Raw genomic sequence first — 12256 nt, forward strand, 5'->3', positions numbered from 1 at the left:
TCTAAATTTTCTGAATACTATCTATGTGCAACTCAAAGGCCTTGACCGCCCGCATCGCTGGAGCGAGACGGTGGCCGCCAAGCCAGGGCGCGGCGTTCAATCCAGGCCAGAATGGAATTCAACAGCACAACAAGGATCATCAGAACGATAATGCCGCCCATGGTTCCAGTTGTGTTATAAATGCTTGTTTCTAATTGGATCTTATATCCAAGCCCTTCGCTGGAGGCGATAAACTCTCCAATAATTGCTCCGATAACAGCATAGGGAATAGAGAGTTTCAGCCCCAGAATGATATAAGGCATGGCCGCAGGCAAAATCACTTTTGAAAACAGCCTGAAAGACCGCGCTCCCATTACCCAGGCAAGATCGACATACCGTCTTTCAACAGATCTTACACCGGCATAAGAATTATAAAACACGACGAAAAACACCAGTGTGAAGACGAGGACAATTTTGGGGGTAATGCCAATGCCGAACCAAATCACAAACAAAGGCGCCAAAGCGACACGCGGAATGCCATTTAGGGCAAGAAGGAACGGGTCGAGAATTTTCGCCGTTCTTTCCATGCGACCAATTGGCAACCCGAGCGCGAGGCCCAGACCAGCCCCAAGGGAATAACCAACGATAATCTCTGTCATTGTCGCAGTCAGGTGCCTCATGAAATCGCCATTAAGGACCCAGTTATAGATGTAGCTGACAATCAGGCTCGGCTTGGATACCCAAAAGGAATCGAACAATCGCCCAGACATGACTTCCCATGATCCGAGCAGGACGACCAAGATTACAAGTTGCCAGATCAATGTAGTATTAACTGACCGTTTCGGCTTAGCGACAGGTTGAGGTTGTTGAGTAGGTTTGCTGGTTTCAGACATTTATTTTCTCCCCATTGCGTTGGCAGCCGAAACCTCATCCGCCAATTCATCCCACAGATCCGACAATGCATTCCGAAATTCTGGATCATCATGAAGATGGTGTAGATCCCTGGGGCGAGTTAGTTTGATGTCATACACAGATCGGATACGGCCCGGGCGTGCGGTCATCACCACAACCCGATCACCCAGCGCAATAGCTTCCTGCAAGTCATGGGTAATAAAAATGACCGTCTTCTTGTCCTGTAACCACAAGTCCAGTAACTGCTGCTGAAGAACAATTCGCGTCTGGGCATCAAGAGGACCAAACGGCTCATCCATGATGATCAAACCCGGATCAAACGATAATGCACGCACAATATTGCCACGTTGACGCATACCGCCGGATAATTGGTGTCCATACCGGTTTTCAAATCCGGCAAGCCCTACCTTTTCCAGCAACTCCGCGCTTCGCTTTCGGCGTTCCGATTTTGACATTCCCCTGATTTCGAGAGGAAACTCAACATTTTCCCGTAATGTACGCCAAGGATAGAGATTATCTTCCTGAGTAACGTAACCGATATTTCGAAGCTGTTGCCAGGCCGGCTTCCCATTTATCAAAATCTGGCCAGAAGATGGCTTATCTAAGCCAACCACAAGATTGAGCAAGGTTGATTTACCACATCCGGATGGCCCCACTATCGTAATAAATTCACCGTCTGATACATTCAGAGAGAAATTATCAATTGCTGTTACCTGGCCGCCATCAGGACTTTCAAAAACCTTTGTTACATTGTCGAATATTAAAAAGTCCGAAGAAGACTGCATGCAAACCGTCCTAGTTTTGAGGTCACCTTGAAAGTATTTGAAGCATACAATCACATATATTGCCTTGCCAACAAGCGCATAATATGGAACGATGCATTGCTAAATCGGCAACAATAGAAACATTTGCATTTTAAATGACTGAAAAAAATGGGTTTAAGTATTATCCATGATTCAAGAACTACCTTCACTCATGCCCAAGGCGAGAGACGCCCAACACCTTACCGTTCTAAGGTACTTCCACGAAGTAGCTAGAACCGGATCAATTCGTGAGGCAGGCGAGAATCTGAATGTTGCCTCATCCGCTATAAGCCGACAAATATCCAAACTGGAATCTGAAGTTGATGAGGTATTGTTTGAACGCCTACCGCGGGGGATGAAGCTTACAGCGGCAGGTGAAATATATAGTGCATATGTTGTTGATAGTCTGCTGGCTCTTCGCCGACTCGGGTCAGAAATTCAACAGCTGAGGAATATGAAACGCGGGACCGTGAGAATTGCCGCCATTGAAGGCATGATCGGCTCGTTCCTCTCCCCCCTTGTTTCAAATTTTAGACAGACTTTTCCAGAAGTTAATTTCCAGCTTCTTGTTGCAAGTGCGGCCGATGTTACAACGCAATTACTGGCCGGAACGGCAGATATCGGCTTGGCTTTCAATGCGCCTGCGTTGGATAAAATTGAATACCGGATGCGGATTAATGATCCGGTAATGGCAATTATGGCGCCAGACTATGAGCTTAGTAGTGTAGAACAATTCGATCTGCAGCGTGTCCTGAAAGGGCCGGTCGCCATACCAATCACAACTTTCGGCATTCGTAACCTGCTCGATCAGGCTTGCAGGGAAACAAAAGTTCCTTTGGTGCCTGCCCTTGAAACCAACTCGATCGAGGCGCTGCGGGCATTCGCCAAAAATGGCGACGGGATATCGCTTTTACATACCTATGCGGTCAAAAAGGAACTGGATAGCGGAGAGCTGATAGCGCGTCCTATCCACTCCAAGACCCTCACAGGCGGTACAATTGACCTCTGCATTCTTTCCGAACGCTTGTTGCCGGTTGCTGCCAAAGAGTTTCTTACATTCGCAGAGGAAAAGTTGACTACGGTACGTTAAGTTTTAGTAACTGATGCTGGTTCCTTTTGGCCAATATCATGTCCATAAAGAAGCGAACGATTTTCTGTCAGATCTATATGAACGTCAATCAGGGCCGGTCCGCTTGTTTCAAGCAACCAGCGCACAGTTTCTTTGATATCATTGCCTTTAGAGATTCTACGCCCTTCTGCGCCAAATGACTTGGCCAAGGCCGCAAAATCAGCGTTACCATACTCCGTTCCATAGCTGAAGACCTGCCGTGCTTTCATGGCCCCGTATGCGAAATCATTCAGAATTACGATTTTGACATTGGCCTTTGTCCTCACCGCAGTTTCCAACTCCTGGCAATGCATAGTGAAATCGCCGTCGCCCAGGACACAGATAACCTGGCGTTCCGGAGACGTAATTGCCGCACCAATAGCTGCAGAAAGTGCGAACCCGACTGTACCGGAATTCGCTGCATAAAAGAAATTTTCCGATCGACGAACAAGCCACTCTCCAGCAAATTGCTGAAACCGCCCACCCCCCATCACCACTGTGTGATCATCACCCACAAAAGTCTCTAGCGCTTTCATAACGGCTTGCGGCTTGACCGCAACCTCATCATCAATAGCGTAGAACTTGTTTCGTTCCTTACGGCGATCAGCAGACCTTGAGCGTAGATCCCAGAATGCTGTTAGCGGCGCCTCGAACCCCTCCTCCAGCTTCTTGGCAAAAGCCCCGGCATCACTTACGATCGCAAGATCCACAGGCCAGTTTTGGGCAATCATGGTCGCCTCTATATCTACTTGGATAACGGTTTGGTCCGGGTTCAATAAAGACCAGTTATGTGTTGTTAAATCATCCAGCCGACACCCCAATGACAAAATGAGGTCCGCCTCGGCCAATGTTCTACTGGCGTGGACCTGACCAAATCGACCCGCATGACCTAAACACAATGGATGCTCTTCCGACAGCGCCCCGCGCCCGTTTGGAGATGTAACGACAGGAAGGTTCCAACGCTCGCACATCGCCCGAATAGCTTTACTGGCTTCCGGATTTCGACCCCCGCCACCTGCGACAACAACAGGTCGCCTCGATTTCCGCAACAGACTCACGGTCTTAACCATTGCTGCCTCTCCCGGGCTTGGCAAAAAGCCGGCGGCAAAGGGTTTGAGGGGCGATCTAACTTCCTGCTCCCAGATATTCTTAGGGACACTCAACAACACCGGCCCCTTACGGCCTGACATTGCAAACCTAAGGGCTTGATCAAGAAGGCGTGGAAATGCCTCGGCACTCTCCACACGTTCGCAGAATTTTAACATTGGAGAGAACACCGTAATTTCCGGCATCTCATGCCAAACCTCTCGCCCTATTAACGACTGATGTTCTTGTCCCGCTAAAATTAACAAAGGTGAAGAATCCCGACTCGCAGCAAGTGCGGAAGTCAGCGTATTTGCCAAGCCAGGACCAAGATCAACCAGCAATACTCCGAGCTTCGCCCCAAGCCGCGCGGTTGCATCCGCCATATGTCCAGCACATTGCTCATGCCGTGTTACAACGAATTCCGGCGCACCAAGTTGGCGCATAGCCTCCATAGCCGGTAAAGTAGTAATTCCGGGCAACCCAAATACTGTCTTAACCCCAAGGTTACTAATATTTCGCCACAAATAATCTGCAACCGTCGTCGTAATCAAGCCAGGTCTCCTCATGTCAGAAATTTTGTTGCCCTTTAACCAGCCTCAGCCAGAGCGCAAGTCCTAACCTACCTTAGCTCTACGGATCGCAAGAACAACAATCAAGTTTAGCGCACGCCGACCGCAAAACGGCAATCGTCAGACAGCGCCGACAGTCACCTGCTACAAATCTGGTTTAGTATAATCGCCTAGCTCTCGCCCTGCGGGACACCTGCAGAAACAGCGGACGCTACCCGGACAAGAGTCAACATCCGCCGTTCACCTTCGCGTGTGTCCCAATAAAAGCTAGCGCCCTCTTTCAAACCGATCAACGCGATACCAATAGGTGTCATTATCGATACCTTCTGGTGCGCGATATCCGCCTCGCCTGGGAAGACAAGCGTCACAGTTCGTTCCTCCCCGGTTGTTCTGTCCCGGTAGGTCACAACATTACCAATCGCCGCAACATTGGCAGGCATCTTATGTTGATCAACGATACGTGCTCTGGCAAGTTCGTCCAGAAGGCGGCCGGCCATAGCTGGATCGCGCTCCAAGAATCTTTCAGCCAACGCCTCCAGACGAGGCAGTGACGCGGCACTGATGACAATTTTTGGTCGACGTGTAGAGATAGGGAGTTGGGATGAAGCGGTAACCATACGAACCTCCAATTTCTTTAAGTGGATGAAAAATGTGGGAATTAGTTTAGTGACAGGCAGTGCCCGTTTTTCACAACCTGCAATTTTTTAAAGCCAAAAGCCCAGTATTAGGAAATTCTCGAATACAAGGAGAAATGGAGTGATTTTAAGCCGGTTGCTCAGACAAACTGTTCCGTACTCATCGTCATCCAAAGCTTACTGACACTAAAGATTAAGAAATATAGACATGTCCCGACTCCGGGCGTTTTTTCGCTGGCAAAGTCAACTTAATTATATTGGGACGCCCCGAGAGGTTTGGCAGGCGCAGGTGCGCCTAAACCGCCCGGGGAAAGGGGCGGTTCAGAAGAATAAACCGAAAATGATCTGCATGCGTTATCATAAGTCGACAGATAAGCGCAGTATGCTAGATAGTCAATGGGTAAATGCGAGAACAGGAATGGCTGGGCTAAAAGGTAAGTTCCCCGTCCCTTACTCCCGGGGCAGTCCGATTTTCACCAGATTTTCAAGGTCCCGCATCCAGCGCGCCGTCTCGATTATGAAATGGAATACCCACGCCAACGGGTCCTTTGGATTAAGTGCCAAGGCCGTTTGTGCCTATTTCTCCATCGCGTGTGTATCGGGGTCAACCTGATATAGATACATCACCGGGTTATTGTCATTCAGCGCATAGACACGATCCAGAGATTCCTTGGCCGGCGTTTCCTGATGCATCATGGTGTGCAATTTTTAGGCTGATATTCGTGGGATCACGGGTATTAATCGACGGCTATTGTGTCCTCTGGAAGTCAGTGCCTGTCCAATTAGGATTGAGACGGACAACTTTTCCGGTAAATGACCTTGTTGTCTCCGGGCCGATAGAAATCTTTGATTTCAACCAGCTTCTCGAACCCGACCCGTTCGTAAAATGCACGTGCCTTGTCATAAGCAACCGTTGACGAGGTTTCCGCGATCATGAACGCACCGCCTGCTTTGCGGATGGCTGCCTCGGTCCGCTCCAGAATTTGGTGCCCGAGACCGCTACGCTGTCGGTCCGGATCGACGGCGAGCCAATAGAGATCATAAGCCTGCTCGCTCCCCGGTGTCTTGCCATAGCAGGCATAGCCAGCGAGTTTCCCATTTTGTGTTGCAAGGATAAACTCATAGCCGGTGATCCGGCCCTTGGTGATACGTTCTTCCGCCAGCTCCGCCGCGATATCAATTTCCTCGCCAGAAAAAGCGTTGGTTGCCATAACGATCCGGCGTATTTCAGCTACATCGGAGGGGACAACCGACGAGCGCCATTTCATCGGCTCATTCTTGCCTAGGCCGCCTTTACGTTTCAGTTCCCAGGTCAAGTCTGGTGTTTTGGCAACACTTGCCACCCCTTCAAAAAAGCGCCGGGCATTGACACCGAGATTGCGCACGCGATAACCGCCCTCTTGCACGAACACCGTCGGCAGGCCTATTCCGGCGATCAATGCCCCCATCTTGAAGAAGTCGGCAGCGCGATACGGCCAGGTACCTGTCGGATCCCCCTTGGCCGCATCCAGACCTAGCGCGACCACCAAATAGGCCGGTGCATGATCCTTGATACGGGCAAAGGCTTTCTTTAGGGCCTCGCGATGGACATCGGCCATAATTGTCTCCGGCAACGGAATATTAAGATTACAGCCTGCTCCTGCCCCTCGCCCGGTTTCATTGCGAAATCCGGTAAAATACGGATAGGCGAAGGATGGATCGCCATGGATCGAGACAGTCAGAACATCGCCGCGTTCATAGAAAATGTCCTGTGTGCCATTCCCATGATGGTAATCGACATCAAGCACAGCCACCCTTCCATACCGGGAGAGATATTGCGCCGATATCGCAGCATTGTTGAAATAGCAAAAGCCGCCGAAGGCGCGGCTCTCTGCGTGATGGCCAGGTGGACGCACAAGTGCATAAGCGGCGCGCGCTCCATCAAGAACCGCTTCTGTCGCCGTCAGGGTGCAATCAACAGCCCGCCGTGCTGCCGGAAAGGCATTGCGGTTGAGCGGTGTGAAGGTATCAATACACCAATATCCGGCAAGAACGGAACGATCCTTGGGCATTCTCTGTGCGTTCCGGATCGGGAAGACATAGGGATAAATCGATTTTCCTTCAGGCGCATCCGCGCAGGCGCGCTCGATATAATCGACAAGCCGGGTATCGTGGACTGCCTTGATATGCCGGTCGCCATAATGCTTCGGCGACCTCACGGTAAAAAGCCCTGTCGGTTCCAGCTCCTTCAAGATTGATTTGATGCGGACTGGCGCCTCGACATACCCTCGCTCACGAATATGGTGGATATCATGCCGGTCATTGACAACGAGCGGAATTTTTGCGGCGATAGCTTGTTGTTTAACGTCGGGCAGTGTGCTGCCGTAACGCGGCAGCCGTATCGCATATTTATTGTCCTCAATCGAATCGACGACCCGCTGAACATATTCCGGCGGGCAGAGGTCGGCATATTTCCGCTCCAGGATTGCGCGGACTATCCGGCGTAGCGTCACGGCGGGCGGCACCATGAATTCGCCAAGGCCGTCAAACATCAGATAGGGGCTATCTGTCGTTCCCGGCGTAACGGGCGTCTCGTAATCCGTCCCCATAATTGGATAGGCGTTGAACCCCTCATAAAAGCGGAGCCGGTCCTCGTTCTGCTTGCGGATGGCCGGGTTGGGGCTCAACTCCGGATCATCGGGCAAACATTCAAAATAAAGGCCGCGCAAACCCTTTTCACGCGCGCGCTGCTGGATCTGTTGATAGAGCGCCGCGCCAACACCACTGCCGGAGCCGCTCTTCGCCGTCGCAATCAGCTCCAGATAGCCGAAATTGAGCAGCGGATCGACAAGCAGCAACGAGAAGCCGCGAATGCGTCCACGCCCATCCTCTGCGACGGAGACCTTGGCGACGAACTGGTGGGTAATCGGATCCGAAATCTGTTCCGGCAGCTTGGCGATGTCCTTGTCCGTCATATCGGAGAATTGATCCCGAATAATTGCCTGGATTTCACCAATGGCCTTCTGGTTCGCGGGGGCCGAAGCATCGGTAAGGGTTCGAATACGAAACATCAGTTCACTTCCTTCGCAAGGGCCGCATCGACAATCATTTGGATACCTTCTTCATAGCTCATACTGGCTTCCGTGAGAGCCGCCGCGAAACCTGCATCCCGCGCAAGGCAGGGATTAGCGTTATACTCGAGGATAGAAATCCGGCCCATGGCATCGACGCGAAAGTCGATCCGCGCGTAACCGCTAAGGTCCGCGGCAAGCCAGCAATCAACACACAAGCGCCGGAGTTCTGCCGCGAGATCCGGCTCTCGATCCTCCAAGCCAAACCTGCGTCGGGTGTGATGATAGACATCACTTTCCTCGTCCCACTTCGCATTATAATCAACAATCGGATAAACGCCCTCAGGCAATCCATCAAAACGCATTTCCGCGATCGGCAGAACCTGGGGTCCCGTCTTTGTTTCCAAAAGTGAAATATTAAACTCCCGCCCCGGAATATAGGCTTCGGCGAAAAAGCGTCCACCAAACTGTTGCTCGCGGCGCACAATCTCGCACGCCGCCTCTGGTCCCTCGACAATTGACTTTTGGTCCATCCCGTAAGACGCATGCTCATTAACTGATTTGACAATCACCTTCTGTCCTACGGGAACCGCGCCAGCCCATTCCATCGGAGTCGGTAGATTTGCCGCGCGAAGCAGCGACTTAGAAAGCCGTTTCGAATTGCTCTGGAAAAAGGCTGTCTCCCCCGCTCCCGTATAGGGAAGGTGAAAATGCGCCAGCAGAGCGCAGGCGAGATGGCCAAGGCTCCCGTTTCCGCGGATGCTCTCAACGAGATTGAAAACCACGAGAGGCTGTTCCTTGGTCAGTTCTTCAATAATTGCAAAATCGATATCGAGCGCGATGACATTGCTTCTATAGCCAAGGTATTCAAGCGCCGCTGCGACACATTTTGCGCTATCAATGGTATCGAGCTCGTCCGCCCGGAGGTCCGTGCCGCCATGCAGGACCGGGATATAGTCTGCCATTGACGTCTCAGGCCGCCCGGACGCCGATTGCTGGTAAAGAAAAGCCGTAGCGCTCTGACGCAGAAGCAATGATCTCGCCTATCAGCCAATCATAGTTGAAGCCGGCCTTTGTTGTCAGGATCGGCAAATCCGAATGGGTTGGATGCAATCCGGCAATCGGGTTCACTTCGAGAAACTGCGGCGAGCAATGACCGTCGGATTTAAGATCGACCCGCGCCGCATCACGGCAGCCGAGCGCATGATAGGCAGCCATCGCCCATGTGCCCGCAAGCTGTGCCTCTGCGTCATCCACCATAGTAAGCGTTACAAACGGTTCCCAGTTTTCCTTAATCTCGTAACTATAGATGCCGCTGTCCGCATCGGGTTTGACAGCTATTTCCATCACCCCGATTACCTTTGCATTCGCGCCATTACCGACGATACCGACAGTAAACTCGCGTCCAGCGAGATAGCTCTCGGCAATCACGGGCTGATGGAATTTCTCGATCAACCGCGCGGCCTCGCGTTTCAGTTCCACCTTGTTTGATACCTTGGAACGTCCGCCGCAGCCTTTGCCCGTCCCTTCCGCAATCGGTTTCAGGAATGCCGGAAAAGCAATATCCGGCAAGTCACTCGTTGCCCTCTCGAGAATGACGAAATCCGCTGTCGGAATGCCGCTGTCCCGAACAATACGCTTTGCGACCGGCTTGTCCAGCGTTACCGCCATGGTTAGTGGATCGGAAAAGGCATAAGGCTGATCGAACATCTCGCAAAGCGCCGGAACCTGCGCCTCGCGAGACCGCCCGTGTAGGCCTTCTGCGATGGAAAAGACAAGATCAAACCGCTCCCCGCCTACCAGTCGGTGGGCGAGTTCCTGTCCACGCCCGATCCGATGGACATCCCATCCGAGACGTCCAAGGGCGCCTTCAAGAGCATCAATAGTTGCCCGGGAATCGAACTCAGCGGTCTCCTCTTCCGAGAAGCCAAGGGCGAGATAATCGTCCCGCAGATCATAGACGAGGCCGAGCTTCATTGCGCGGCCTCCTGATGGCAGGGTTCAGACCCGATTACGCCGCCAGGATCATGGTAACGATAGGTCCCGCCCTCGAAGTTACGGAGGATAAGGTCTTCACCATCGCGGCCAACGACATAGTCAGGAAGCAGTGGAATCTTGCCGCCGCCGCCAGGCGCATCAATCACATATGTGGGAATGGCATAGCCCGTCGTGTGACCACGCAATCCCTCGATGATTTCAAGACCCTTTGCTACCGGGGTCCGGAAATGCGAAGACCCGGTAATCGGGTCGCATTGATAAAGATAATAAGGTTTCACCCGGCGTTTGAGCAAACCGTGCATCAATGGCTTTATGATTGAGATATCGTCATTAATACCTTTCAGCAAAACCGTCTGACTGCCAAGCGGAATACCCGCGTCGGCAAGCCGCGCAGTCGACTCGGTCACTTCGGGAGTCAATTCATCCGGATGAGTGAAATGAATGCTCATCCACAACGGATGATGCTTTTTCAACATATCCGTTAGTGACTTGGTAATCCGCATGGGCATCACCACCGGGATCTTTGAGCCGATGCGAATAAATTCCACATGCTCGATCGCCCGGAGCCGCGTCAGCAGATAATCCAGCCGATCGTCTGACAAAGTCAGAGGATCACCACCGGAAATCAGCACGTCACGAATTTCAGGATGCGCCGCGATATAGTCGAACGCCTTCTCCCACTGGGATTTCGAAAATTCATACTCACCGCCTGCCTCACCGACCATGCGCGATCTTGTGCAGTAGCGACAGTAAGTCGAACAGAAACCTGTTGCGAGGAACAGCACCCTGTCTGGATAGCGATGGACAAGACCTGGCACCGCCGCGTCGTGATCCTCGCCGAGGGGGTCGTCTGCCTCGCCCGGCATCTTGATGAACTCATCACCAACCGGGATATGCGTGCGCCGAAGACCCTCGGACGGATTGTCCAGACTCATCAAGCTTGCATAATAAGGGGTGATGCCCATCGGTAAAGACCCGGACTGGCGCGATACTGCATCCCGCTCATCGGCTGTCAGAGTAAACACCCGTTCAAGACCCGCAAGAGACCTGATCCGGTTTCTGAGCTGCCAGCGCCAGTCCAGCCATTCCGCGTCGCTCGCGGCAGGGAAGAACCGGTCCTTGAAGACGCGGGATCGCTCCGATATCGGAAATGCAGTCGTTTCCGCAAGAGCGGTGCTGTCTGCAACAATATGGGGAAGGGATTTAAAGTCTGCGCTTTGAAGGAAGCGTCGACTGGGCGGCTTAGCGGCCTCCTTTGCCGCTTGACCAGACATAAGTGAGTTCATCTTAAGATGGTTCTCTGTGTCAGAAGGGGCCGTCGCGCGACAATCGTCGATTCTGTCGCCACACTTCCGAACAAACGCATAATTAGAAACGATTTGTTTCATCGTCAAGCGTTTTTTTATAAACAACAGAAATTTCTAATTTATACTGAGCATAAAACACCTAATCCTTTGTATTTAAACATGTTTACTTTTATGGATTGTAGTCGGGATGCTCTTAAAATATTCCTGATATGGACGATCTACACGCGACAACATCATTCCTTGCAACTATTTATACTTACATTCAGAGGTGTTGACACATTATCAGTCTGCAGGAGATGCCTGCGCCACTTTTGGTGCCGGTTGAACGGGAAACAGAAATTCTAGTCAGGGTTTTTCAATGCCATTGGCCGGGCATAGTCATTCCCGCACCACCATCACTGAACAGGTAGCATGGCGTGTCACTCGCGCCGCGTTGGGACCCAGCAGATAATCCTGCAACTTAGGCCGATGCGTTCCCATGATAATCAGGTCAGATTTAATTTCCCGGCTTACCCGAAGAATCTCCTCATATATCGATCCAAGACCGATAATATGCTGGACATGAATATCTTCAGAAACATGCTCCTTCACAAAGGTGTGGAGCATTTCATTGGCCTTTTCAACCATCTTTTTTTCATGATCCTTGGGAAAGTATGAGCTGACAATACTCATGCCAAAATCCGGAACCACCGTCATGATATGCAAATTGGAGTTAAAAGCCTTGGCATATTCCGTGGCCACCTTAATGGGCTTTTGCCATGACTGCACATCCTCGACATCCACAGCAAGCAAGATATCTTTGAACATTC

At 51.6% G+C, this 12256-nt stretch carries 10 protein-coding genes; 1 reads left to right on the forward strand and 9 read right to left on the reverse strand.

The window, feature by feature from the left end; genetic code table 11:
• Nucleotides 1–32: 32 nt before the first annotated feature.
• Nucleotides 33–872: an ABC transporter permease gene (locus tag GQE98_RS13280; protein WP_161316093.1), complete on the reverse strand. Its 840-nt coding sequence runs from the start codon at nt 870–872 to the stop codon at nt 33–35.
• Nucleotides 873–1676 carry an ABC transporter ATP-binding protein gene (locus tag GQE98_RS13285; RefSeq protein WP_161316094.1) on the reverse strand — a complete coding sequence of 268 codons (804 nt, stop codon included), beginning with the start codon at nt 1674–1676 and terminating at the stop codon, nt 873–875. It lies immediately after the preceding gene.
• 190 nt (nt 1677–1866) lie between these two features.
• Here GQE98_RS13285 and GQE98_RS13290 point away from each other — a divergent pair, with 190 nt between their 5' ends.
• Nucleotides 1867–2784: a LysR family transcriptional regulator gene (locus GQE98_RS13290; RefSeq protein ID WP_202526281.1), complete on the forward strand. Its 918-nt coding sequence runs from the start codon at nt 1867–1869 to the stop codon at nt 2782–2784.
• Here GQE98_RS13290 and GQE98_RS13295 read toward each other — a convergent pair.
• The 7 genes from GQE98_RS13295 to GQE98_RS13325 all read right to left on the reverse strand — a co-directional run bounded on the left by GQE98_RS13295 (nt 2781) and on the right by GQE98_RS13325 (nt 12254).
• Nucleotides 2781–4439, reverse strand: a complete 1659-nt coding sequence (locus GQE98_RS13295; RefSeq protein ID WP_161316096.1) for a thiamine pyrophosphate-binding protein — start codon at nt 4437–4439, stop codon at nt 2781–2783. The two genes, GQE98_RS13290 and GQE98_RS13295, sit on opposite strands and share 4 nt — an antisense overlap.
• Nucleotides 4440–4627: 188 nt before the next feature.
• A complete protein-coding gene (gene rnk / locus GQE98_RS13300) occupies nt 4628–5074 on the reverse strand; it encodes a nucleoside diphosphate kinase regulator (protein WP_161316097.1) in 447 nt (148 codons plus the stop codon).
• Nucleotides 5075–5874: 800 nt separating this feature from the next.
• Entirely contained in the window at nt 5875–8142 is a 2268-nt protein-coding gene (locus GQE98_RS13305) for a GNAT family N-acetyltransferase (RefSeq protein ID WP_161316098.1), read from the reverse strand.
• On the reverse strand, nt 8142–9107 hold the full coding sequence (locus GQE98_RS13310; RefSeq protein WP_161316099.1) for a D-alanine--D-alanine ligase family protein: 966 nt from the start codon (nt 9105–9107) through the stop codon (nt 8142–8144). The genes GQE98_RS13305 and GQE98_RS13310 overlap by 1 nt, the downstream gene beginning before the upstream one ends.
• 7 nt (nt 9108–9114) lie before the next feature.
• Nucleotides 9115–10119 (reverse strand): D-alanine--D-alanine ligase family protein, encoded by a 1005-nt coding sequence (locus GQE98_RS13315; protein ID WP_161316100.1) that lies wholly within the window; start codon nt 10117–10119, stop codon nt 9115–9117.
• Complete coding sequence (locus GQE98_RS13320; protein WP_202526282.1) at nt 10116–11414, reverse strand: KamA family radical SAM protein; 1299 nt, start codon at nt 11412–11414, stop codon at nt 10116–10118. The genes GQE98_RS13315 and GQE98_RS13320 overlap by 4 nt, the downstream gene beginning before the upstream one ends.
• A gap of 411 nt (nt 11415–11825) precedes the next feature.
• Complete coding sequence (locus GQE98_RS13325; RefSeq protein WP_161316102.1) at nt 11826–12254, reverse strand: universal stress protein; 429 nt, start codon at nt 12252–12254, stop codon at nt 11826–11828.
• Nucleotides 12255–12256: the final 2 nt, after the last annotated feature.

Source organism: Sneathiella litorea, assembly GCF_009882915.1.
Classification (GTDB): Bacteria; Pseudomonadota; Alphaproteobacteria; order Sneathiellales; family Sneathiellaceae; genus Sneathiella; species Sneathiella litorea.